General features: G+C 37.5%; 14 protein-coding genes and 1 tRNA gene. 11 read left to right on the top strand and 4 right to left on the bottom strand.

Annotated features, from left to right (window positions below):
* The first annotated feature begins 92 nt into the window (after nucleotides 1-92).
* Nucleotides 93-4,286 (top strand): hybrid sensor histidine kinase/response regulator transcription factor, encoded by a 4,194-nt coding sequence (locus L2586_RS15545; RefSeq protein WP_235293846.1) that lies wholly within the window; start codon nucleotides 93-95, stop codon nucleotides 4,284-4,286.
* A gap of 24 nt (nucleotides 4,287-4,310) precedes the next feature.
* Here the strand turns inward: L2586_RS15545 and L2586_RS15540 are convergent, their stop codons facing one another.
* A complete protein-coding gene (locus L2586_RS15540) occupies nucleotides 4,311-4,613 on the bottom strand; it encodes a DUF1330 domain-containing protein (RefSeq protein ID WP_235293845.1) in 303 nt (100 codons plus the stop codon).
* A gap of 417 nt (nucleotides 4,614-5,030) precedes the next feature.
* Between L2586_RS15540 and L2586_RS15535 the strand changes: the two genes are divergently transcribed.
* The 3 genes from L2586_RS15535 to L2586_RS15525 are packed head-to-tail and all read left to right on the top strand — an operon-like array spanning nucleotide 5,031 to nucleotide 13,295.
* Complete coding sequence (locus L2586_RS15535) at nucleotides 5,031-9,917, top strand: SusC/RagA family TonB-linked outer membrane protein (protein WP_235293844.1); 4,887 nt, start codon at nucleotides 5,031-5,033, stop codon at nucleotides 9,915-9,917.
* Nucleotides 9,918-9,934: 17 nt separating this feature from the next.
* Complete coding sequence (locus L2586_RS15530) at nucleotides 9,935-11,140, top strand: glycan-binding surface protein (protein ID WP_235293843.1); 1,206 nt, start codon at nucleotides 9,935-9,937, stop codon at nucleotides 11,138-11,140.
* Between the two features lie 25 nt (nucleotides 11,141-11,165).
* Nucleotides 11,166-13,295 carry a glycan-binding surface protein gene (locus L2586_RS15525; protein ID WP_235293842.1) on the top strand — a complete coding sequence of 710 codons (2,130 nt, stop codon included), beginning with the start codon at nucleotides 11,166-11,168 and terminating at the stop codon, nucleotides 13,293-13,295.
* Between the two features lie 249 nt (nucleotides 13,296-13,544).
* Here the strand turns inward: L2586_RS15525 and L2586_RS15520 are convergent, their stop codons facing one another.
* Together L2586_RS15520 and L2586_RS15515 are read right to left on the bottom strand one after the other, a co-directional pair.
* On the bottom strand, nucleotides 13,545-15,962 hold the full coding sequence (locus L2586_RS15520; RefSeq protein ID WP_235293841.1) for a DUF5060 domain-containing protein: 2,418 nt from the start codon (nucleotides 15,960-15,962) through the stop codon (nucleotides 13,545-13,547).
* A gap of 60 nt (nucleotides 15,963-16,022) precedes the next feature.
* Nucleotides 16,023-17,135: a glycoside hydrolase family 26 protein gene (locus L2586_RS15515; RefSeq protein ID WP_235293840.1), complete on the bottom strand. Its 1,113-nt coding sequence runs from the start codon at nucleotides 17,133-17,135 to the stop codon at nucleotides 16,023-16,025.
* A 215-nt stretch (nucleotides 17,136-17,350) separates the two neighbouring features.
* Here L2586_RS15515 and L2586_RS15510 point away from each other — a divergent pair, with 215 nt between their 5' ends.
* From L2586_RS15510 to L2586_RS15485, 6 genes are all read left to right on the top strand, one after another.
* The gene (locus L2586_RS15510) at nucleotides 17,351-20,164 is read left to right on the top strand and encodes a TolB-like translocation protein (RefSeq protein ID WP_235293839.1); all 2,814 of its coding nucleotides are present in this window, start codon (nucleotides 17,351-17,353) and stop codon (nucleotides 20,162-20,164) included.
* Between the two features lie 199 nt (nucleotides 20,165-20,363).
* Nucleotides 20,364-20,445, top strand: a tRNA-Leu gene (locus L2586_RS15505).
* Between the two features lie 1,374 nt (nucleotides 20,446-21,819).
* Entirely contained in the window at nucleotides 21,820-22,188 is a 369-nt protein-coding gene (locus L2586_RS15500; RefSeq protein ID WP_235293838.1) for a DUF983 domain-containing protein, read from the top strand.
* A gap of 32 nt (nucleotides 22,189-22,220) precedes the next feature.
* Nucleotides 22,221-22,880, top strand: coding sequence for a Crp/Fnr family transcriptional regulator (locus L2586_RS15495; RefSeq protein WP_235293837.1), 660 nt, complete (start codon nucleotides 22,221-22,223; stop codon nucleotides 22,878-22,880).
* Nucleotides 22,881-23,257: 377 nt separating this feature from the next.
* Nucleotides 23,258-23,776 carry a hypothetical protein gene (locus L2586_RS15490; protein WP_235293836.1) on the top strand — a complete coding sequence of 173 codons (519 nt, stop codon included), beginning with the start codon at nucleotides 23,258-23,260 and terminating at the stop codon, nucleotides 23,774-23,776.
* A 2-nt stretch (nucleotides 23,777-23,778) separates the two neighbouring features.
* Nucleotides 23,779-24,786 carry an alpha/beta fold hydrolase gene (locus L2586_RS15485; RefSeq protein ID WP_235293835.1) on the top strand — a complete coding sequence of 336 codons (1,008 nt, stop codon included), beginning with the start codon at nucleotides 23,779-23,781 and terminating at the stop codon, nucleotides 24,784-24,786.
* Nucleotides 24,787-24,801: 15 nt separating this feature from the next.
* On the opposite strand, the gene L2586_RS15480 is transcribed toward L2586_RS15485, so the two are convergent.
* Nucleotides 24,802-25,383, bottom strand: a complete 582-nt coding sequence (locus tag L2586_RS15480) for a hypothetical protein (protein WP_235293834.1) — start codon at nucleotides 25,381-25,383, stop codon at nucleotides 24,802-24,804.
* A 106-nt stretch (nucleotides 25,384-25,489) separates the two neighbouring features.
* Between L2586_RS15480 and L2586_RS15475 the strand changes: the two genes are divergently transcribed.
* Nucleotides 25,490-25,999: a DinB family protein gene (locus L2586_RS15475; RefSeq protein WP_235293833.1), complete on the top strand. Its 510-nt coding sequence runs from the start codon at nucleotides 25,490-25,492 to the stop codon at nucleotides 25,997-25,999.
* The last annotated feature ends 98 nt before the right edge of the window (nucleotides 26,000-26,097 follow it).

The following is a 26,097-nucleotide window of genomic DNA, read 5'->3' as shown; positions in this document are numbered from 1 at the left end:
GGAGTTTCTAGAATCAAATTAGATCCGAGAATCAGTGCAAAGTCCATCATAAGACCCATCAAAAGATAGGTGAAAGATAAATATGATATCTAATGAATAATTTTCAATTTGTATATTTAAACATGTGTAAGTTTCTGAAATTAGCCATGTTCTTATTAATTGCTGTATGCGCCAAGCCTGCTTCAGCTCAATTTAATCAAGATATTTTCAGCAAAGTTTCTGAAGATCTAGGACTCAACAATTCCACGATCACCACCATCACTCAAGACCATCGTGGCTATCTATGGTTTGGATCTTGGCTAGGCTTATACCGATACGATGGGAATATATGCAAGGCCTATACTATCCGCTCTAATCAACAAGGTCACCTGGCAAGTAATAAGATAACCTGCTTATTGGTTTCTAAAAAAGGAGAACTATATATCGGAACGCAAAGAGGAGGAATCTTAAGATATCTTTATGAGACCGATGAGTTCGAAAAAATAGAAGAAGAAGGTCTTAACAACAATGTCTTCAGAACAAATATCTGGGCGCTTTATGAAGATCATTCCGGAAAAATATGGGCGGGGACAGAAAACGGAATAACTATCTATGATCCCGAGAAGGGAACTTCTTCTAATCATGATGTTTTCCTTAAGAGCGATATCAATTCTAGAAGAGTTCAATTCATAGGTAGCTGTGGAACGGACTATATATGGGCGGGGACAGATAATGGTGTCTTTACATTCCTTCTGGAAAAAAATCAAACCATTACAGAAATGGGCCATTATACTTTTGCCTTCCCAGAAAAAGGGTTACAAGAGTCTAATTTCATTAGTGCAATGATGGCGGATCATACGAACCCGAAAAACATCTTTTTACTAGAAAAAAACGGCGTAATCTCCTTAGATTTTTCTGATGGATTCGAAAATACGGTAAGTACTTTATCGCTACAAACAGATAAATCATTTCACTTCCCTAAAGTAGTGGGTACTTCTTCCTATTTTCAAGATGCCTACTTACTAGGGACAGATAATGGATTGCGAAGTTTCAGCTTTGACGGACATATTTCTGATGAATTATACATCGAGAACAAGATCATTAAAACCATCTACGAGGACTCTTTCGGTAGTTTATGGGTTGGCACAGAAGGTGGATTATATAAGTTTAATAACATTGAACTACTGTTCAGAAATGAAAAATTCAAGGATCAGAAAACCGATGACTTTGACCAAATCACCTACTTAACTAAAAGTCCACTAACTCAAGATATTTGGGTCGCTTGGCAGAGTGGTGCGATTTCTAGAATCGTAAATAGAAACGGCGATTATCACTTTAGCGAAGCTGAAAACTTTAGTATTCTTAATCGTAAAAACATTGTACTAAGAGAACGAATATCACAAATTGACATAGACTTAAATGGCGATGTATGGATCGCAACTCAGGGCGCAGGTCTTATCCAATTCAATGAAAAAAGTAAGTTTTTAACGCATCAGATTAAGCCACAAAGAATTCTGGATTATGACAATGAGATTCCAGATGGTTACCTCATGTCCCTGCTTACGGAAGAAGAGAAAATATGGGTGGGGACCTGGAATCATGGCTTATTCATTTATAATAAGAATACGAAGAAGGTAGAAGAGGTAGAAATCATTAAAAACCAATTCAACAATTTAACTGCTATTCCAATTATCAAAATTATTGATCTGAAAAATGGTAAGAATGAGTTTGTCCTTGGAACACGAGGAGCCGGATTATTCATCATTAAATATTCAGATGAAAGTTCAACCATTGAAATCCTCGAACATATTTCTACGACTCTATCTGCCGAAGAACTAACCAGTGATTTTATTACAGACCTTTACCTAAATGATAATAAATTATGGGTTGCAACGGAAGCTGGGCTTAATTTATATGATGTTATAAATAAATCCTTCATTACATTCAATTTAAAAGCAGAATTATCAGAAATGGTGATTCAATCTATTGCAGCTATTTCTGATTCGACACTTTGGATAAGTACCAATAAAAATGGCATCCTAGAAATCAATAAATCAAGTGATACTTATTCCCTGAAGCACTATACGAGAAATACATTAACCAATTATGCTAACTCTTCGATTCTTAAAGTCGATGACACTCATTTATTACTCGGAGGTTCAGATGGATTCACTGTCATCAATACACAAAACAAACTAGATCAACTCGTTGCTCCGATTCCAATGATAAAAGATATCAGAATCAACAATCATCCAATCACACTCAACGAAGAAATCAATGGTTCACAAAAGATAAACACAGTTATTTCAGAATGGCCTGACGTGAAACTGAATCATAAAGACAAGATGGTCTCATTCGAGATTAATGCTATGCAAACCGCTGAATTCAAAGGGATTACTTATGCCTACAAATTAGAGCCATTTCATCAAGATTGGATCTTTGCCAATGAAGATGAAAAGCTAGTACACCTGACCAACTTGCCTTATAAAAGTTTCCAATTCAGATTCAAAGCTGCAAATTCAGATGGGCTTTGGTCTGATGAGAAAATTCTGAAGATAAGCGTATCTCCACCGTGGTGGCGATCACCATTTGCATATGTACTTTACTTCCTCCTCTTCTGCACAGTGTTATACGGAATCATAAAAATCATTGCAATCAAGGCAAAGTACGATCATGACATCAAATTAGAACGATTAGAAAGAAGTCAAGTCGAAGAAATCAATCAATTAAAACTTAACTTCTACACTTCTATTTCTCATGAACTTAGAACACCATTAACGATGATTATCTCGCCTTTAGAGCAACTGATGAAGTCAGCTAATGACAACCAGAATAAGCAATCTTATGAATTCATCATGAGAAATGCTAAGAAATTATTGAGCTTAGTAAATCAGATTCTCGATTTCAGAAAACATGAAAGTCTTAACCTTGAACTCAAGCTTAAGACCATGGATTTTATTGATTTCACTAACGAAATCATTATAAATTTCACCTCACTTGCCAAGAGGAACGATGTAACCTTAACCTTCGATTCAGGAATAGAAAAGTTGTACATGGCTTTTGATGAAGAGGAAATGGAAAAACTGTACAACAATCTTATTTCGAATGCTCTCAAACATACACCCTCAGGAGGAACTATTCATGTAAGCGTAAAAAATAAACTAGTTGACAACAGAGTGCTGATTTCAATAAGTGACACAGGTAGAGGAATTAAAGAAAAGGATCTGAAACGTATTTTCGAACGCTTTTACCAAGGTGAGAATCATGCTGAGAGTGGATATGGTATTGGGCTTTCTATCGTAGATGCTATTGTGAAAATTCATGAAGGAGAAATTAGGATAACATCAGAATTTGAACAAGGCACGACAGTAGAAATTGAGATCCCGACAGATCTTCAAGTTGCTATTGAACATAAAACCTCAGAATTGCCAGAAGCAAATCCAGATGTACTTCCTGGGATCACACTTGATGAGACACTGAAAGCTGCTTTTGTTTCTGAAGAAATTAAAGAAGTCAGGAAGAAAATCCTGATTGTAGAGGATAACATTGACATAAAAGAATACCTGAAAATAAATCTCGAAACAGAATATGATGTTTCTGAGGCTTCGGATGGCATCGTAGGATTTAACATTGCAATGCATGAGGTTCCAGATTTGATTATTTCTGACATTGCGATGCCTCTAAAAGATGGCCTTGAATTATGCAAAGACCTGAAAGGGAATATGGTTACTTCACATATTCCGGTCATTTTATTAACGGCGAGGACTTCTTTAAATTATAAGTTAAATGGTTTCGACTATGGTGTGAACGCCTACGTTACCAAGCCATTTAACATGGAACTATTAAAGAAGAGAATCAAAAGCTTGATCGAATATGAGGAGATTCTCAAGCAGAAGTATAGCATAAAGAATAATAGTCTAGCATCGGAGATTAAAGTAGCGCAACCCGTCGAAGATACATTCGAAAATAAATTTATCAAACAGCTAGTGAACATCGTTAATGAGCATATTTCTGATTCGGATTTCAGCGTGGAAGATATTGCAAAAGCTATGAATATGAGCAAAATTCAGCTGTATCGAAAGATGAAAGCCACCTTAAACGAGACTCCTAACGCATTTATACGAATCATTAGGCTCAAAAAAGCTGCGCAATTGCTAGAAACATCCGACCTCAACATATCTGAAATCACTTACAACGTTGGCTTCAATGACTTGAAATACTTTAGAGAAAAATTCAAAGAGGAATTCAAAATGAACCCAAGTGCTTATCGAAAGCAATTAAAAACGATCACACAGACATCAAGATAATTCCCAGCTTAGTTATAAATCATTCTAAATTTGCTTGCCTTGGATTAGAATAGATGATCGAATAGATTTTTCCTTTAGATGTAAAATGCTCTTCCGTTCATCATCCTTTTTGAAGTTTTCAAAATCTTCTTCCGTATCGAACTCTACAAAATGAATTTCATAAGGTACTTCTATATGCTGTTCAATGACGGAAGTCTGGTCTGGGCGAATCCGTAACGTTAATCTTCCATTATATTTTAGAATTATAGGAATGGCCACGTTTTCAAATTCATGGAAAACGTCTTCTTGCCCTTCTTGAATATAAATAAGCTGAGTAATATGGACCATGATTATACCTATTAAAATTAAAACCCGTAATGCTATAAATTCAGAAAAGTAACTTCCTGAAAACTAAATTTAGCATAAAATTTCACAACCCCACCCAGATCATTAATTTATTCGGCGAAACAAATAATGCACTGAAAAATTGTATAGAAAAACTTCAAATTATCGCTAAACCCGCTAAATGCAAAAACCCATCATAATCAAATATTATATCGCAAGACAAACCATCCGCTTATTTATATTGGCATATGCTTATTCTATAAGAAATAATCAGAAAGATACTATATTAGGAGTACTATGAAATAAATGCCCCCCTTATTTGTATTAAACAGGGAAATATGAAAAATTCCCCCCTCTATAAAAAGTATTCAGGGCACTACTTTGTGGTAAGTAAATGTATAAGTAAAAATTAAAAACTTTATGGAAAAAATCTCACTCATCCTATTCTTCTTTTTAGGAATTATAGGAAGCTCAATTGGGCAAAAAAACATTACCGGCACCGTCGTCGACGATGGTAACACTCCACTTATCGGTGTGAATGTTGTCGTTATCGGACAAAATTTTGCTGGCACACTTACTGACGTATCTGGAGAATATAGTATCACTGCTATGGAAGGTGACACCTTAGTATTCTCTTACATTGGCTATGACACTAAAAAAGAAGTAGTTACTTCTGCTAATGTGGTCGATATCCAATTAGGTCTTTCATCAGAAATAATTGATGAAGTTGTTGTCATCGGTTATGGATCTTCTAGGAAATCGGACCTTACCGGTTCCGTTAGTTCTATTTCTGGTGAAGAATTAAAAAACTCGATGACCACTAATGTGGATCAAGCATTACAAGGTAGAATTCCGGGAGTTCAAGTAACTCAAAACTCTGGCCAACCTGGTGGAGCTGCTTCTATTAGGATTAGAGGTTCTAATTCTATCTCTTTATCTAATGAACCGTTATATGTTATCGATGGAATTCCTTTCCAAGGTGATGGATCTGCCACTGCTGGTTTCGACTGGGCAGGGGGGGCAAATGGACAGAATAGGGTTAACCCACTTTCTACTATTAATCCCGCAGATATCGTAAGCATAAACGTTCTGAAGGATGCATCTGCAACTGCCATCTACGGATCAAGGGGGGCAAATGGTGTCGTCATCATCACAACGAAAAGAGGTTCTGCAGGAGAATCTAAAATTTCTTACAATGCCTATTATGGCGTTCAGCAATTAGGTACATCTATAGAAATGATGGATTTGCAACAATTCGCAAATTATCAAGAGCAAATCACTACTGATCTAGGAAGACAACTTAATCAGCGATATATGGATCCTAGCATTTTAGGTGAAGGAACTGACTGGCAGGATGAAATTTTCAGAAGAGCTGGTTCTCAGTCTCACCAACTTTCGGTTACCGGTGGCAATGATAAAAGCAGCTACGCCATTTCTGGTGGATATTTCGGTCAAGATGGTATCATCATCGGATCCAACTTTAATAGATTTTCAACTAGAATCAACCTGGATAGTAAAGTTAAAGAATGGTTCAAAATCGGTGGATCACTAGCGTATGTGAAAACGGATGAGCGAATTACTTTAAATGATGGTGGAGATGGTGTTATCATCCAATCACTAATCATGCAACCTGACGTGGCGGTGCGAGATATTAATGGTGAATATGCAGGGCCTACCAGTAATGAAGTTAGTGCCAGCTATAACCCGGTTGCCGCAGCGCTTCAGAGAAACAATACACTGGATAGAAATAGACTGATGTCTAATTTTTACGGTGAATTAAGCCTGATGAAGACTTTAAAACTTAGATCAGAAATTGGCCTAGATAATAATGCAAGTCTTAACAATGCATTCCACCCTACCTATAAATGGGGATCAATCGAAAATAGAGAAAACAGGTTAAGACAAAGAGGCGACCGAAGCTTTTTCTGGGTAAATAAAAACTACCTAACTTATGATGCAAATATCACTAGCAACCAGAAACTGACCGTGCTGCTAGGACAAGAAGCACAAAAAAGCAGATATTCTGGTTCAGATATCACGGTTAGAAACCTACCTTCTAATGATATTCAATTATTAAGTCAAGGAGAATATGTAGGAACTCCAGGAGCTTGGCAAGGTGCTAGTACATTGCTTTCTTATTACACTCGTCTTAATTATAACTTAAGTGAAAAGTATCTCATGACTTTCACCTATCGTGCAGATGCATCTTCTAATTTCGGTCCTGGCAACAAATGGGGTTACTTCCCATCTGGTTCATTCGCCTGGAGAGTTAGTCAGGAAGACTTCCTTAAAGATTCTGACATCATAGATAACTTAAAACTAAGAGTTGGCTACGGGAATTCTGGGAACCAAAGTATTCAAGGTGGTTTGTTCAGCTCTTTAATGCAAAGTGTGCAAACTCCTTTCGGACTTGGTTTCAGACCTGCAAGAATTGCAAACCCAGAACTAGGATGGGAAACAACAACCCAATTAAATGTTGGAGTGGATCTGAGCATCATCAGAAACAGAATAGACTTAACATTTGATGTATATAATAAGCAAACAAAAGACATGCTTCTTCAGACTACTGTGCCACGGTATCTCGGAGGAACAGGATACAATGATATTGCTTCCCCTTTCATCAATGTCGGAAGAATGGAAAACAAAGGGTTTGATATTGGTTTAACAACTAGAAATGTTACCACTAAGAAATTTGGCTGGGATACCAATGTAACCTTCTCTTTGAACAGAAACTTAGTGCTAGAATTAGATGATCCAGATAAAATCTATTGGAGCAATTTATACTGGTATTCTGAATTCCAGACGGCAACAACGACGAGAGTTGGACAGCCAGTAGGACAATTCTGGGGCTACCAAACTGATGGATTATTCACGGACCAAGATGACATTCTTAACTCCCCTGTTCAAGTGAGTGATGGTAATGTTTCTGAATCAAATCCTTTCGGACAGAACCTTGTTGACAAAAGAGGTGGCGTATGGATCGGAGATGTTAAGTTTAAAGATCTCAATGGAGATGGACAGATAAATGTAGAAGATCAAACTTTCATCGGAGACCCAAATCCTAGTTTCACGTATGGTATCAATAACAATTTCAATTTTGGACCATTTGACGCAACAATCTATCTGCATGGATCTTACGGAGCTGACATCTTAAATTATTCAAGAGTAGTTATCGAAGGCATGACCAATGTCTTCAGCAACCAATCGGCAACAGTTTTCGATAGAGCACAGTACACGTTACTCGACCCAACTGGTAGCGACACTGATCCGAACAATGTCGTGTTAGCTAATCCAGGAACAGATATTCCTCGACCGACAACTACCGATGCAAACAGGAACAATAGAATGTCAGATCGATTCATCGAAAATGGTTCTTACCTAAGAATCCAAAATGTAAAGATCGGTTACACCATTCCACGAGCGATAACGCAAAGAGCTAAAATTTCAAGGCTAAAAGTTTATTTCAATGCGCAGAACATCTACACATTCACTAAATATTCTGGATATGATCCAGAGATCGGAGCTTTTAATCAGAGCCCTTTACTTCAGAATGTAGATATGGGTCGATACCCGACACCGAGGATGTTCACATTTGGATTAGATCTAGACTTTTTAAATTTAAATACTAAAAAAATGAAAAAATATATTAAATATATAACCATTCTAGCTTTTCTGATTCTGGCAAATTCATGTGGTAAAGATTTCGTTACTGTACCTATAGAAGATCGACCAGCATTAGATAACTATTACAAAAGTGAAACAGACGTAAAGGCTGCTACGGCTACCCTATATGGATTTCCTTGGTTCGACTTCAATGATAAATTTTTCTGGACAGCTGGAGAAGAGTTAGCCGGCAACTTATATCATACTTATGATCAGGAAGGTCAATTTTTCTATTTCAGTTACAATGAAGGAAACACTCACATTTCGAACGGATGGAATGGTCTATACAGAGTAATCTCCTATTCTAATGCCATCATAAATGATATGCCTGTTTTTGCTGAAGGTGTTATATCGCAAGATGTGATCAATGAAGCAATTGCAGAAGCAAGATTTATGAGAGGGACAGCATATTACTTATTGTCAGAATTCTGGGGTGAAGTTCCTATTGTAGAAAACTCTACAGAGTTAGTCGTTAGCAATAATATCTTTCTACCAAAAAACACGAGAGAAAGTATTTATGAATTTATTACGCGTGATTTAACTTATGCGATTGATTACTTACCGACTACGAATGATCCGGGAAGGGTAACCCAATGGTCAGCTAAAGGGATGCTGGCTAAAACCTACTTAACTATGGGGCAGTATTTTATAGCCTCGGATGCTGGAAAATCTGCTGCTAGCTTTACGGAAGCTAAGAACCTTGCACAAGATGTAATAGACAATAGTGGACTAGAATTAATGGATAATTATGCTGATTTATTTAAAATAGAACACAACAATAACCAAGAAAGTCTATTCGCTATGCAATGGATGGAAGGTGCTTATGCCATCGGAAATAGCCGTCAAGCTAACTGGGCAAGAAGTTCTATTATCACAGGAAATACGGAAGCTTGGGGAGGTTACAAATCTATGACCTTAGATTTCTTAGAAGCGGTTCAGCCAGGTGATAAGCGACTAAGAGAAATCTACATGTATAATGGCGAGCATTATCCTGAAATCAATAAGGCTGAAGGCGGATATACTTATCATCTTGTTAATCGCGATCCTAATGATGAAAATATCATCCTAGAAAATATTTCTGCCACATTAGTAAATCTTAAAAAATATGTAGTCGGAACATCAGAAGATAATGATGGGAAAGTAACAAATGGACAAGCAGCTGCAATCAATCAATATGTATTACGATTAGCTGATGTCTACTTGATTTATGTAGAGGCTGTAATGGGTGCTAACAACTCTACTGCAGATGGAAAGGCATTAGACTTATTAAATAAAGTACGAGAAAGAGCAGGATTAGACGCTAAAACGGAAGTCACTTACGATGAACTTTTATGGGAACGTAGAATGGAATTTGGCTTAGAATGTATGTACTGGTTCGATCTTAAGCGGTTTTACTATAGAAATCCAACGGACATGGTCGCCATGATGTCTGCACAAAAAAGAGATTTCACTTATTACAGAGATAATTCTCCAGAAGCAGCCGATGAAAACTCCATAGAAGGTTATATCCTGCAAGAAGCATCTGCTGGTGGCACAGTGACTTTCAGACCAGATAATATTAATCTTCCTATTCCATCTTCAGAGCAATTAGCTAACCCACTTCTTGTCCCTGGCGAACCAGCTGTGGAATATGATTTTAACTAATAAAAAGAATTAAAGAAATGAATTATAAAAATTTAAAATATATAGGCTACGCTTTATTTCTGTTTATAGTAGGCGTTTCCATTTATTCGTGTACGGAAGACTTAGTAGACATGGATATACTGTCGGAAAAAGATGGCCCAGCAAGAGTTGATTACATCAGAATAACAGATCCTAATGCAGCTGACTCTTTATTAACGGGTGCATTCCTTGGTAACTTGATCGCTATTATAGGAGACAATTTAGGAAATACAAAAGAGTTATGGTTTAATGACCAGAAGGCATTATTGAATCCAGCTTACGTAACAGACAAATCTGTGATTGTAAATGTTCCTACAGCTGTACCTACGATGATTACGAATGAAATCAAGTTTGTTTTTTCGGATGGTTCTGAACTTACTCACCCTTTTAGTATTAATGTTCCATCACCGAAGATAGATGGCATAAAGAGTGAATTTGTTCCTGATGGTGGAGTTGCTGAAATATACGGTGACTTCTTTTTCGAACCAATGACTGTAACTTTTCCAGGTGGTAAAGAAGGAGTTGTTACTAGCATAGAGAAAAACAAGATTCAAGTCATTGTGCCAGAAGGCTCTGAACCTGGCAACATTGAAATTAGCACTAATTTCGGAAAGGCTAAATCTGCTTTCTTGTTCAGAGATAATCGAAACATCATATTAGATTATGATACTAAAATTCATGAAACATGGACTGCTAAAATTGGATATGATGATGTGGCAGGTATCACACCAGTAGATGGCAATTTTGCCTACTTCCAAAGTGGTGATCATGGCGCGTGGGCATGGGTTAATGAAATGACGATGCAATATTGGGCTCCTAATGGCAGAGGAAATATTCCTTTAGCTAATGGACTTACAGATAACCTAGATTTCCGTTTCGAAGTTAATGTTCCGATTCCATGGCAAGATGTGAGAATGGAAATGTTTTTCGGACCTTACATTCCTAATCACGGTAGAGATGAAGGTGATGTCGCTATTTATAGATGGGCACCTTTCGAGAATGGACCATACACAACAGACGGCTGGCAAACGATTTCTATTCCACTTTCTGCATTTAATCACAATACAGGAAATGATGATGAAGATCGAAAGATTGCTGATATTTCAGCATTGACGAATATTACCATGATGGTCTTCGGTCCAGCAGAAAATAGTACGCCAATTTTGATAGCAATTGACAATCTGAGAATCGTCCCAAACAATTAAAAATCAATTAGATAAAAATAATATGATGAAAAGAATCAATATAAAGAAATACGCACTCTATTTCTTGCTTCTAAGTACTTTATCTCTGACTATATATTCTTGTCAGAAAGACGATCCAGAAGATGAAATAGATCCTAATAAAATAGAATTATCCAGTTTCGGTCCATCACCAGTTTTACGTGGTGGAGAACTCCAGTTCATTGGTCGAAATCTAGATAAGGTTACAGAAATAGTATTACCGGATAATGTATCGGTTACCAATTTTAATTCGAAAGCGGCAACTAAGATTACCTTAACGGTACCTGAAGCAACTGTGGATGGAAAGGTAACATTGAAAACACCTCAAGGCGATATAGTATCTAAGTCACTCCTTACGATTTCGGAGCCGATTGTGATCACTAGTATCACACCTGCAGAAGCTAGACCAGGAGAGAAAATCACCATTTCTGGGACTTACTTAAATCTGATAGGAGAAGTTATTTTCAAAGATGCAAAAGTCGTTTTAAAAGATGCATTTATCAGTCAAACTCAAACTGCCCTAGAAGTCTATGTACCACTTGACGCACAAACTGGATCGATCGTTATATCAAATGCTATGGAAGATCCGATTTTAGTTTCCTCTGAGACGGATTTCGTAGTTACTTTACCAGTACTTTCAGGATTAGCACCTCAGACAGTGAAAGCCGGAGCGGAATTAACAATAAGCGGTAGTGATCTTGATTTAGTAAAGGAACTCATCTTTCCAGGTAATCATAAAGTAAGTGAATTCACTGCTCAGTCTGCCACAGAAATCAAAGTGATCGTCCCCGAAGCTGCGGAAGATGGAGAAATAAAAGGTGTCGTTGCTTCAACTGTAGAAGTAGCCTCTACATCACCAGTCACCATGGTTGTCCCTGTCATTTCCACTATTGCACCAGATCCTGCTAAACCGGGAACTGATGTAACTATTACTGGAACAGACTTAGACCTTGTGACCAGCATTACATTCGGAGGAGACTTAGCAGGAACAATTGTAAGTAAGAAAATTGATGAATTAGTGGCAACCCTTCCTCTAGAAACAATAGAAGGTAATGTTACCCTAGGAACAGCGGCTGGAAAGTCCGTATCAAGTGCAGCACCATTAGCACTTATCGCACCTACGATCACTTCGATAAGTCCTGAAGCGATAAAAGCAAATGAGGACCTTACTATTCTAGGAACTGATCTAGATTTAGTATCGTCTGTGAGTTTTGAAGGTGGGAATGCCGCATCACCATCTTTAGTGAGTAATGAGGAAATCACGGTAACCGTTCCATCTGGAACGCTCACTGGAATAATTTCTCTCGCTACGATGAATGGCACTGTGATTAGTTCTGAAAACGAACTTGAAATAATTGCTTCGAATGTACCGACGATCACGGAGTATCCAGAAAATGCGAAACCCGGAACACTGATTACATTAATCGGAGAGAAATTAGACCTGGCGACAGATGTTATCTTCCCAGAAAACGTGTACGCAACTCAATTTGGAATTAAAACTGCAACGATGCTTCAGGTAGTTGTTCCTAATGATGTAAAAAAAGGTTTTGGGGTGATTACTTTTATCACTTTCGAAGGAGAATCAACAACTTCTCCGATCATCAATTTCCAAGGTGTAGATCCTGTTCAGGATGAAAGCTTAGTTTTCTTTGATTTTAACGGAACTGGAAAGGACAGTTGGTGGGGAGTTATCAATGATGGAAATGTAGGTGGAGTAGAAAATGATGAAGACTTAAGCATCGACGGAACTTCATATGCTAGGATAAATGGTGACTTAACCGACTGGAATGCATTTTTCTTTAGAAATGGGGCGAACAATTTCCCTGGAGCTACCGTCGGAAGCAATATCAATGACTACGTATTGAAATTTGACATTAATGTTTTAGAACCTATCACTGGAGGTGAATTCTTAATCAGATTCAGGGGCGATTCAGACAATGACTTTTTCTATTCATGGGCGCCATGGAATGATACTGGTGCATATATGACTGAGGGCTGGATTACTGTAACCATTCCACTAAGTGAGATGGGATGTCCAGATTACTCTATTATTGATGAAGACTTTGGAATAGCGTTCAATAGTGGAAGTTCGGTTGTAAACATATCTTTGGATAATATGAGGTTTGAACGACTTTAATTATAATATCTTTTAAGTGTGAGAAGGTCAGGATTGAAAAATCTTGACCTTTTCTTTTTGGCTTCTCAGGCAATTGTATTCAGAATTAATTTGCAGTTATACTCAATTGACATAAAAGAAAAGAGCATACCTTTTTAATTCGCCTTAGTCATTCGAAGGAAGACTTTGTAGTAGACTTGCGAGACAACATTGACCTAGAAACGCTAATAAAATAAAGCATTAATAACCAAGCATGTGGTCTATAATTACTTAGTCAATGATAACAAGTGGTTTAACAGATGCACTTTCACCATTCGATATTTTCAACCAATACATCCCTGGGCTTAACTGACGTGGGATCCTCATCCGCCCTTCCCTATAAGCTAATTTCAGATTTGTAATGGGCTTTCCCTCCGCATTAAATAAAGTCATATCGAATGGACCTGGAAGATGTGCTACTGCAATATTCACGTATTGACCAATTTGAGCGGGGTTTGGAAAAATATTCACCTGAGCAATTTCTACTTCATCCACTCCTACTTGTCCATCCGAAGAAAGCGTAAATGCCAAATCCCAATAAACAGTGGGCACCTCTAATATCAAGGAATGATCTACTGCAGCCACCAATTCAGAACCTATCAATTCTCCGCTCAAGGTTTCATACCAAGTCACCGTGTAAAATAGATTTTCTACATCTTGAATGAGTAAACTTGCACTTTCCACTGGATCCGGTAAGTCTCCTTCTCCGATCGTGTTATGATTATATCCTTTATTCAAAACCCAACCAGCACCACTCAACTTCTCTTTCCCCATCAATGCAACGGAATAACCTTGTGTTCCTTGACCTTCTATAAAATACTCCTTTATCGACACCCAATCCTTGCCTGTATTATCCACTTTAACTTTATGAAATCCCGCTGGAACAGTAATTTCATAGGTGCTATTAGGAATGGCCAAACTGTCAATCAAAACATCGTCATCTAGCGAAACCACTATCCTAGCCATCGAACTGGTATCGTTTCCCGTAGTTACTGAAAAAATTCCTGAATCAGTATTCGTGATTTCAAAAGTGGGTGGCGACCGGAATTGGGTATTATAAGACGATCCATACAGGAAAGAACTTAATGCTGGGCTTGCTGGAGTTATCAACCCATTATCTACCTTGATAATCGTATCTGCAAGTTGACCCCAGTTAATGGTTGGCTGAAAAACCAGATCAGTAGGTGCATTAATCACTTTCGATTCATGTGGCACCATCTCATCCTCACTAAATTTGATTTCGCCTTCCAAAATTGCAGGTCCATCAAAATGATAGTACAAGTCGCTCGGATGAATGTAACTTTCCCACCACCAAGACATTGCCGTTCCCATCGACCCACCTAAGAAGGTAGACCAAATGGCATTATGAATATGTACTCCATCTAAATCATCTTCCGCAATCGAGCTGCTACCACCTAATCCAAATTCTCCAACAAGAACTGGTTTTTCATATTTCAGCAATTGCTCTTTGCTTTCAGCAACCAATGCAGAATGGATGTCGCTGGAATTATTATAATAATGAATCTGCGTGAAATCCATGCTCGTATCTCCCCAAAGTCGATCTACATCGGATTCATGCGCGAAACTTGTCGTTATCAAGTGATTGTACACATCGATACCACGGATAAAATTGGCCATTTCTATGTGCCAATCGATAATTTCTTCCTTGTTTTGTGCAAAGTTGTCCGTCCATTCCACTTCATTGAATAATTCCCAGCTCATAATACTTCGAGCATATCCCCACCTTGCCACGATATATCTTAGTCTATTTTTGGTCAATGCTATCGCCTCTTCATTTGTAAAGAACTCCCACGTATTCGAAAGCGGACCGCCATTCTTTATGTTGTATGGATTATCATTCCAGTTCGGATTAACCAATGTGGACACTTGACCATGATGCTGAAGAGCGAGCATTACATACACACCTTTTTCTCCACAGTAGTCATATAGCCAATCTTGATAAGTACTTGCAACTTGATTATACCGCTTAAGTCCAAGGTGATTGTTCCATCCAGGAATCCACTCGATTCCAAGTCCCCAATGTGCATGCCATAATCTGAGAAAATTACCTCCATGATCACTAAGAGCTTCTACCCATTCATTATAATTGTGATAAGCGTTATTTTGCTGCCATGCAATATTTTCACCTATCGGAATGTATTGCTCCGCATTATCAAACTCCAGGTAATTCGATTCGCCCATTCTTACAAAACCTCTTTCCGGTTCCGCTGTATTCGATATACAATTAAAAGAATAGGTTTCGGAAATTACACTGCCGATGCTATCCTGAAGGGACATGGTAAAAGTGTGAGCACCTGCATAATAAGGTGCGTATCTCACTTTAAATACTCCAGGTCCGGTATTGAGTACATTTCCAGATGTCGTGTTAATCGATAACTGCTGAGTGTAGAAACCATCAATGCTATCAATCGTACCATCTGGTTTTTCGAAGAAAGCTTTTAGTGATACTTCCTCATAATCATAGGGATTGTCATAACTAGCATTAACCTCAACCAGCACTTCGAATTTCTCAAAGCGTTCCACATTTTCAATGACGATTTCCACCATCTTTATTTCAGGAGATTGGCCATACACTACACTGAAAAATCCAGATAGCATGAGTAGGTAGATAATTCGCAGTTTCTTCATATGGTTAATATATAGCTAAACGGTCAATTTTAGAGTAGTGTCCTTCTGAATAAGATCAATTTATAAATCTTCGAGTGTCAACATCAAAGGATTATCTACAAATTTTTGGAAATCGGACTGGGCCATGTGTCCAGGATATACCATGTAATGGTGCTTCGGATTATCATTTCTCCAGAAAACCATATAGGACAATCTACGCGACTTTTCCGAAGTGAGAATTGGATTTAATATTCTTTTAGTAAACCACTCCGCATCCTTCACACCTTCAAATCCCGTTTCCGTAAGTGCCGCTATTTTTCCTTTTTCTGCTGCTATTTCAGTAATCAACTCTAAGGTTGCGACGTAATTATTAATAGCTACTTCATTGATGGAATCACTTTCACTTACTGGCATATCCGCATAGTTATCAATGCCTAAAATATCTACATAATCATCCCCAGGATAACCATATAAATAATCGAGCGTATCTGTTTTATTATAAAATCTACTCTGATCTGGTGAAAATGCGTAGATCAAATGATGAATATCATGCGTGTTTTTGAAGTAATCCGCCATAAATCTGAACAAAGAAATATATTCTTCCTCTGAAACGATTCCCCTGCCCCACCAAAACCAATCGCCGTTGTGCTCATGAAATGGTCTGAAAATAATCGGAAAATGTTTACCATCAATTTTGCATTTGTTAAAAAACGTTGCTGCTTTTTCTAGCTTTTCTAGGAAGTCGTTATGCTTCTCTCCGCCTGGCAATATATCTGCTGCGACCATTGTTGTGTCCCAAGAGCTCCCTCCAGTATAAGGGTTCTTCATATGCCAACAAATGGTGTTAACTCCTCCCTTTTCATGAAATGCTGCCATCAAATTAATAATGGTATCAAACGGAATGCTATTAATATTTTTGGACTGAAAAATATGACCAATATCATAACCTACCACTCCAGGAAATTTGCCAGAAGCTTGATGCATATCACATCTATCCTGCTCACCTCGCCAACCTACTCCATAAGCAAGCGCATCTTGGTGCCCCACCATGATCCCTTTATCTGAAAGCGTATGCAATTTCGCATACAACTTTTTAGTTTCCTTTGTAGCTTTAGAATCTGACCCTATATCTGGATATCTCTCACATGAAATGATGGATAAAAAACCAATTACAACTATTATTACTCTATTCATATATTTCCCAAAAGTGATTACTACTAATGAAGTCAAATATGCCAAATAATAGACCAAAACAAGTGGGGTTTACATAACAATTAGAGGGGGGATTAGGTGAATCATGTCCCATTTCACTGCATCTTAAGGTTTAGGTCATCAATTCTAGCTTCATTACTGAATTTAGTATCTACTCATCTTTCTATTATTTAAAATATTATACATAATTTCAAGCCATGAAACTTTATCAAATGGAAAAGATCGTTGCTTTATTATTTACTTTATTAACGTTCTCTTCCGTTGCTCAATCGTCGTTCGGTGGGTACTCATCAAAAGTTAAATGGAAGCAAATAAATACAGAAAAAGTAAGGGTCATTTTTCCAGATTCATTAGAAGATAAGGCGCAAAGAGTAGTGAATATTATTCACTATATGAACAATAAAGATGTTGGCCTTCTAGGTAAAAAGAGAAAGAAAGTTGACATCATCCTAAGAAACAATGATGCAATTAGTAATGGATATGCACAAATTGCACCATACAAGTCTGAGTTCTTTATGCAAGCGCCACAGGACACGTGGGAAGAATCAAGCGTCGACTGGGTGGACCAGTTAGCTATTCATGAATACAGACATACGAACCAATTTGTAAATGCTAAAAGAGGAATCGGCCACTTAATTTACTGGTTATTTGGCGATTATGGATGGGGAGGCATAATTGGTGTCACCGCACCAGCTTGGTTCGTCGAAGGTGATGCAACCATTACAGAAACAGCATTAAGCAGTGGAGGGCGAGGTAGAGTTCCATCATTTACAGCTTTCCAGCGTGCCCAGCAGTTAGAAGGTGTGGAATATTCCTATATGAAGGCGATGAATGGTTCGTTTAAAGACTTTGTTCCGAATCATTACAATACTGGTTACTTAATCCTTTCAGAAATCCGAAGAGAGCACGACAACGTTCATTTTGACACAATAACCAGCCAGGCTGCCCGATTCAAAGGTATAATCTATCCTTTTCGCAAGGCTGTTAAGCGAGTTACAGGGACAAAAATAAAGGACCATTATTTCAATGCTAGTTCCAAGCTCAAAGCTTCTATTCCGAGCGAACCTGGAAATTCAATAGTAATCACTAGCGATAAAAAAGGGGATGTCGTGACTTACGACAACCCAATTATTGATAAAAACGGAGAGCTTTATTTCATCTATGGTGATCGACAAGATATCAATGGAATATACAAGTATGACAAAGATGGAAACCACAAACGAATAACGTATCAAGGTTTAATCCTAGATCGATATTTCAATAAGCATAAAAATCTATACGTATGGTCAGAATTACAAAGAGATATCAGAGCTGGCAATCAAAATTATTCGAATATTATTCTTTATGATGAAGCAAAAGATGAGAAGAGAATCATAGGACGTGGCAAGGCGTATTTTTCACCTTCTTTTAGTAATGATGGAAAAAATTTAATATTTGTCAATGCTTACTCTGGCATTGAATCAGGTATTTCTATGATGAACATGGAGAATAACGCCATGCTGTCCATTGTCAAAAGTAAAACAAAGCAATTCCTATATCCAATCCAAAGTGAAAATGGAAAGTCGATATACGCTATCATAAAGGAGAATCAAAACTATGCTCTTGGTGAAATAGGGATGGATGGCTCGATTACGATGCTTACACCATGGGATAAAGTAGTTTTCGGACGACTGAAAGTTAGTGACGGTCACCTGATATATCAAGCGAATTATGGGAGCACTGATCAAGTTTATGCCATGGATTTAAAAACTAAATCTATTAAAAAGATTAGTAATGATCCGATAGGGATGTATAATCCAAGTAATATTCATGATGGTAAATTAGTTGCAACTCGCCCGCACAGCAGAGGGTGGTTACTCCATGAGATAGCAGTCGATATGACTAATTTACAAACCATCAAAACGGATAGAAAAATTGACCTACCCTACTACCTTAAAACAGACCACTTAGAGCCAAATGACATTTTAGACGATGTTCCTAACGAGCAATTCGTAGTTTCTAAGTATCCGAGAACCGCAAAATTGTTTAATCCACATTCATGGTTACTCTACGATGGAGGTCCAGAGTTTTCTACTACTTTATTTTCGGATAATATAATTAACAATGTATCGATTCAACCTTCCTATCGTTATAATTTTAATACAGAAAGTTCATTTGTAGATCTTAGCGTTAATTACGGTCGGTGGTTCCCTATTTACCAATTGGCTTATTCGGGTGCACTTCCAAGGAGAGTCGTGTCTCAGGATGGCGACAGAACCTTCATTGTAAGTCAACATACCATCAGGCCTGGCTTCATCATTCCATTGAATCTTACAAAAGGGACTTACATCACTTCACTTAGATTCTCTAATTCCTTGTCACAAACCTTTACCCATCTAGAAGTAGACGGAACGGATGAGGAATTTAATCAACAAGAAACAACATTGAATAATTCTGTATCCTTTACTCACAGAAGGTTATTATCGACTCAGAATTATTATCCGCGCTGGGGGTATTCAGGAACAATTTTAAATAGGCAACGATTTAATGATTCGCATAATGCTTTTAATATGGTCAATGATTTTTACGTTCCTGGCTTTCATAGAAATCATGGATTCAAGTTTGAAATTGATTACGCATTAAAGAATGATTTTGCTGAAGACCGCACGGATTTAATAGACCAATTCAAATATGCGCCTGGCTTTGAATCAATTAAGTATGATAATATTTGGAGTGCGAATACTTACTATGGGATGCCGATTGCCTATCCGGATTGGGGATTTGCAGACTTCATGTACTTTAAGAGAGTTAATTCTGTATTGTTCCACAATTATAATAAGGCTACACTGGAAAATGAAACTACCGAATTCCAGTCTATGGGAGTGGATTTATTATTTGATGTGGTGTTCAATAATACGGTTTTCTCAGAGATCACAGTTGGATTTCGAAATGCGTATATGATCGGTCCACTACCAGAAGGAAAAAGTCGACCTTATCATTTTGAATTTTTAATTGATATTCCAGCGTTTTAGGGGAAAGCTCGCACTAAACTACGAGGTCCCATAAAAGTCAAAACTTCAATTAAAGCGAGTCATCGGAGCTTGGAGTAAAGCATAATGCGACAGATATTAAGGTACCAGCTGGTATATTAGAAAGACAAAAAATAAAAATATATACCCATTAGGTAAATATTAGATGAGAATTTCTATTTTTGCAGTCCAATTTTTTCACGCCCCTGTGGCGGAATTGGTAGACGCGCTGGATTCAAAATCCAGTTCCTTCGGGAGTGGGGGTTCGATTCCCCCCGGGGGTACACATAAGACCTTGTAGACTACATGTTTACAAGGTCTTTTTTATGTATATGGTTACTTCTTCTTTGGGGGGAATCGAAGGCCTTACCTTCCAGCGAGTCTGCCGCTGGTTATCAAGCTGTTACAACACTGTTGTAATCCTTACGGATCACGCTAATAAAATCCTATACTATCCGCCCTTCGGCGAGGTTTGCTCGCCGTTCACTACCTATTCTTCTTCCAGAAGAATTACTTCGTAACGCTAGCTCATCCCCGGGGGTACACATAAGACCTTGTAGACTACATGTTTACAAGGTCTTTTTTATGTATATGGTTATTTCTTCTTTGGGGGGAATCGAAGGCCTTACCTTTCAGCGGGTCTGCCGCTGGTTATCAAGCTGTTACAACACAGTTGTAATTCTTACGGATCACGCTAACAAAATCCTATACTATCCTCCCTTCGGCGAGGTTTGCTCACCGTTCACTACCTATTCTTCTTCCAGAAGAATTACTTCGTAACGCTAGCTCATCCCAGGGGGTACATATCAGACCTTGTAGACTACATGTTTACAAGGTCTTCTTTATTTATATGGTTACTTCTTCTTTGGGGGGGAATCGAAGGCCTTCCCATCCAGCGAGTCTGCCGCTGGTTATCAAGCTTTTACAACACTGTCGTAATTCTTACGGATCACGCTAATAAAATTCTAGACTATCCGCCCTTCGGCGAGGTTTGCTCGCCGTTCACTACCTATTCTTCTTCCAGAAGAATTACTTCGTAACGCTAGCTCATCCCCGGGGGTACACATAAGACCTTGTAGACTACATGTTTACAAGGTTTTTTTTATTTATATGGTTACTTCTTCCTTGGAGGAATCGAAGGCCTTCCCATCCAGCGAGTCTGCCGCTGGTTATCTCCCTATTTTGCCTACGCCTATATTGCTTAGCAGCGGTCGTTCAATTAAATCTAATGTTGATATAGGAGCTTGGACTTCAGTCCAAGAAAACAAAAGCACTTGCTTTCACATTGGATCTTTTCGTTACAAATAAAATCGGTATGATGTACCATTTATCAAAACTTAACTATTTCCATCAGCATAGGAAATTCAAATTTCCCACTCAGGTCCAGAGGACCGGAATTGTTTGTAACAGAAATCATCGCTTAGACTTAGAGGTGCAGCGCACCGGCTTTGTATATTTAGTGAGAAACTCATCTTTTTTTTCAGAAAAACCTATTTTATCTTCCTTATCATTAGAGAAGATGTACCGAATGACAATGTCAATTCAAGGTCTTTTTACCTAAGATTGATCAAGCAATCTAAATACCTCAAATCCATTGTAACCTCTGTTACACAAATTTGTTTCTGATCTTTTATTTTCGTTGCCAAATAAATATAACAGTGAACATAATTTCAAGTATCTGGAAATATAAATGTCCAAGGTGTAGAAAAGGAGATTTATTCGTCGAACCTTTTGATTTCAAGACACCTCTCAAAATGCATGAGAAGTGTTCTCATTGTGGTCAGAAATTTGAACCAGAACCAGGATATTACTTTGGCGCCATGTTCATTTCATATATTTGGACCGCTTGGCTAGCCCTAGCCATCATTGGTTTTTGTATGCTGATATTAGGCTGGAATCTAGAAGCATCCTTTGCTTTACTTATTGCAGCAATGGCGGTTTCCTACTTCTTTATTATGAGAATTTCCAGATCAATATATATCCACATCGCTGTTAAGTTCAACAAAAAATTGGCTGATACCGTTTAAATGTAATATCTTCATCTCAACAAACAAGTAAGATGAATTTTATTCCATTTGACATTAAATGCTACAATAAACTCTTTGAAAAATTTCAGTTTCTTTTCGAAGAGGAACTCATCAATGAAATATGCCAATATGGAGATGCTCGGAAATTCAAGGCAGAAGAAATGCTTATTGATATCGGTGATCAGATCACTCACATGCCACTGGTTATAGAAGGTTCCGTTAAAATCATGACCGAAGATGAAGATGAAAATGAGCTCCTTCTTTACTACTTAGAATTCAGCGATACTTGTGCGGTAACACTTAATTGTTGCACCAAAAATTCCACATCGACCATTCGGGCACTAACAGAAACCGATGCGGAAATTCTATTTATCCCAATGGAAAAGATGGATGAATGGATGGCAAAGTATAAATCTTGGAGAGTCTATGTATTAGACAGTTATAATTCTAGATTAAATGAAATGCTTCAATCTTTAGACAATCTTGTATTCAATTCGATGGAAGAAAGAATTAGCAAATACATTGTCAACAAAGCTTGGGTGAATAAAACTGAAAATTTGAAAATTTCACATGCCGAAATTGCTAATGACCTACACACTTCTCGTGTTGTTGTCTCTAGAATCATGAAGAAATTGGAAAAAAACAAGGTCATCGAGCAAAGTCGTGGCGCTATCAAAGTGCTCAAAATCTAGCGTGAAAAGGTAAATTTATTTTGTACGAAAAACATCATATTTAATTCAATGTAACCTAGGTCACCTAGAGCTTCTTTTAATTCCACATCTTTACATCATGAACCAGTGATATGCAACCCAGTTCTGCATAAGCATTGACATATAAAATGATATGATCTAAGATCAACAATCATAGAAAACACTTTTATTAAAATATAAATATTGCGTTTATACCCTAAACGTTAGAAGGCCAGTAAAATAATTATTGGCCTTCTCTTTTTTCTTGTAAATATTTATCCAACACAACCTCCTTAGTTTCTACTTTACTCCGCTACATTACCATAACCATACGAGGTAACCTTTTCCAATAAAGTGATATGTGATAGAAAAATAAACTAATGAAGACAAGTACATGGATTGCCTTAGTTTCGATTTCCTGTTTTCTGCTTAATCCCGATTTCAGCTATGCCCAAAAGTCGAATACTTCTATAAACATTGCCTACTTCGGAAATAATTTCTGGAATCCTGGAGCACAGTTTCAAGTAAATTCTACAATCAAAAATAATGTCCATCACTTGCAATTGTCCTTCTTTACAGATCCACAAAGTCACTCCGCACTTCTTATAAATTATGGAATAAGTATTTACAAAAAAACATTCTATTTCGAAGTGAGTCCATTGGGATTATTTCGGTCTATTTTAAGAAACACCTATAGTATTTCAGAAAATGGGTCCGTTTCAGAACCCAGCAATTTCAGCGGAAACTGGTATTATTCACCTGGATTATCTATCGGCATTCATAAGAGGAGAAGATTTCACACTAAGCTACAATTTCAAATATTGACCCCATACAACTCTACACTTATGCCTCTGGTCAATTGGTCTATCGGTTATCGCATATATCAACCTAAAATTTAGAAATGAAATATATTATCATACTCTTGCTACCCATTCTCTTCGTTTGCTGCACAAAAGAATCGAGCAATTTTATCGACGAGACGATCCACATTCGACATCAAGGCGCAACGATGCCCGCATATGTCCACGGTAATCATTCAGAAAAAATTTTTATTGTCGTATTGCACGGTGCTGGTAGTTATGGATTAGCATTTAGGGATGGTGTTTTTAGAAATCAATTAGAGCAGAAGTACGTTGTCGTTTATTTTGACCAAAGAGCTCAGTCTATGGCCGAAGGCAACTTCCACAGTAAAGAACAACTGATTTCAACGATGGCTAGTGATGTAGATGCGCTAACAAAAGTATTGAAGAAAAGATATGGTAGTGATCTCAAATTGTTTCTAATGGGACACAGCCTTGGAGGATTAATTAGTGCCGAATCTTTACTTTCTATGGATCTTCAAACCCAATATCTTGGTTGGATAAATGTCGACGGATTGCTAGATGTACCGAGCGTCAATAACGCCAGACAAAACCTCATCGCTGTTATCGGTGATGAACAACAAGCAAATAGTAGTATGGCAGATGAATGGGTTCAGTTGCGAAATGATGCACTATCGACCGAAGATTACGATGGCACACTGAAATTAGCATCGAAAACCATCGAACTTTTATATAAGGACGAAGTAATTCCAAAGCCAAAGAAAATTGACAAAATTCTACAAGCGACCTTTTCGAATAATCCTATTAACTGGTTCATCTCCAATTTTTTCAACCAACCTGCCAGTATTGCGATAAAGGAAAATTATAGCTTATTACCCCAACTCACAGCAATAGAAATACCTAGTTTATTTATTTATGGAAAGTATGACGTTAGTGTTCCACCAAACACTGGTAGGACGGCTTTCTTATTAATAAGCTCTCAGGAAAAAGACTTTGTGGTATTTGACCAATCGATACATCATCCACATGATACCGAACCAGATAAGTTCGGGTCCGTTGTATCGGAGTTCATCGAAAAACACAAATAATTTTCAGGTTACTTCCTACGTTTTAGAAATCATTATTTGAGCGATTTCCTTGAACCAAGCATCTAATTGTTCTGGCTCTGCAGGATAGTTGAATGCTACTGAACATAAAAAAGTGTTCTTAACGCCGAAGTAATACTTATAAGTTTCTCGATTATAGATGGCTTCATAAGGTAAGCCTTCCATATCTGAATATTTAAAAGTTACGTTAGGATCATCATAACTGTTTTCTCCTTCCCATCTTTTGTTATTCATGTATTTATTCACATAATCTGGAATCTCGTCTGGATATGGGTTGCGCGTGAACTGGATCATTACACCTGAAACATCATATCTATCGTCTTGCCATTTGTAGAAACATGAAGTTGAATTTCCACTAGGCTTATTTCTATTACCATCTAATACTTCCAATTTCACATCCATATCTAGTATATCCAGCATTTCTTTCTCAGAAACAATATCGCAAGCATACGGCACCACATCTGTCCTTTCAGGAGTTGATGGAGTTACTACACCTTCTGCAGGCATTACTTTTGGATCTGACTTGCAAGACATTAAAAAGCAAGAAATAAAAATGGTTAGGACTATACTTATTTTCATTGTCAATTTTTGAATAATATTAAATTTGAAACCGCAAATATAACTATGATAATGGTTCCAAGTCAATAAATATTGTAGATTTGGATATCAAATTAATCTTAGCATAATGAAAGGCGTTTTAATATTTACTCTAATTCTTTGTTCTACAATGATTCAAGCTCAATCTGATTATAAATCCAACTTTCTTAAGAAATGGGATAACGCAGCGGCCTACACGATCGAATGCGCGGAAGCAATGCCTGAAGACAAATACGATTACAAACCAACCCCAGAATCAAGAACATTTAAAGGGCAATTATTGCACATGGTCAGTAATATGATGTGGCTGAGCACTGAATACTTAGAAGGAGTTGCATATCACGAAAACTTGAAGGAAATTGACCCAAGTAAAGACCAGATGCTGACTATTCTCAGAGAAACTTTCAAATTAAGCCGACAAGCCGTCGAGGATCTACCAGATCACAAAATGAGAGATGTCGTAAATTTCTTCGCTGGACCTATGGAAATCCAACAAATCATGATGTTGATGACGGATCATATGACGCATCATAGAGGTCAGATATTGGTATATATGAGGATGAATGATGTAAAAGCACCGAAGTATAGAGGCTGGTAGATAAGGTGTTTTATTCCAGCTTTTATGCAGTAAAATCATCACACAACTAATTAACTTTTAGGCATATACTTAGATACATGAAGAATTCGTCATATCTT

This window comes from Portibacter lacus (assembly GCF_021533215.1).
In the GTDB taxonomy this organism is placed as follows: Bacteria; Bacteroidota; Bacteroidia; order Chitinophagales; family Saprospiraceae; genus Portibacter; species Portibacter lacus.
The sequence above is the reverse complement of the archived record's forward strand: the minus strand, read 5'-3'. Positions and strand labels throughout refer to the sequence as shown.

Coding starts and splice junctions, on each gene's coding strand:
- L2586_RS15545 (WP_235293846.1), top strand. CDS start 93: ATGAATAATTTTCAATTTGTATATTTAAACATGTGTAAGTTTCTGAAA.
- L2586_RS15540 (WP_235293845.1), bottom strand. CDS start 4,613: ATGGTCCATATTACTCAGCTTATTTATATTCAAGAAGGGCAAGAAGAC.
- L2586_RS15535 (WP_235293844.1), top strand. CDS start 5,031: ATGGAAAAAATCTCACTCATCCTATTCTTCTTTTTAGGAATTATAGGA.
- L2586_RS15530 (WP_235293843.1), top strand. CDS start 9,935: ATGAATTATAAAAATTTAAAATATATAGGCTACGCTTTATTTCTGTTT.
- L2586_RS15525 (WP_235293842.1), top strand. CDS start 11,166: ATGAAAAGAATCAATATAAAGAAATACGCACTCTATTTCTTGCTTCTA.
- L2586_RS15520 (WP_235293841.1), bottom strand. CDS start 15,962: ATGAAGAAACTGCGAATTATCTACCTACTCATGCTATCTGGATTTTTC.
- L2586_RS15515 (WP_235293840.1), bottom strand. CDS start 17,135: ATGAATAGAGTAATAATAGTTGTAATTGGTTTTTTATCCATCATTTCA.
- L2586_RS15510 (WP_235293839.1), top strand. CDS start 17,351: ATGAAACTTTATCAAATGGAAAAGATCGTTGCTTTATTATTTACTTTA.
- L2586_RS15495 (WP_235293837.1), top strand. CDS start 22,221: ATGAATTTTATTCCATTTGACATTAAATGCTACAATAAACTCTTTGAA.
- L2586_RS15490 (WP_235293836.1), top strand. CDS start 23,258: ATGAAGACAAGTACATGGATTGCCTTAGTTTCGATTTCCTGTTTTCTG.
- L2586_RS15485 (WP_235293835.1), top strand. CDS start 23,779: ATGAAATATATTATCATACTCTTGCTACCCATTCTCTTCGTTTGCTGC.
- L2586_RS15480 (WP_235293834.1), bottom strand. CDS start 25,383: ATGAAAATAAGTATAGTCCTAACCATTTTTATTTCTTGCTTTTTAATG.
- L2586_RS15475 (WP_235293833.1), top strand. CDS start 25,490: ATGAAAGGCGTTTTAATATTTACTCTAATTCTTTGTTCTACAATGATT.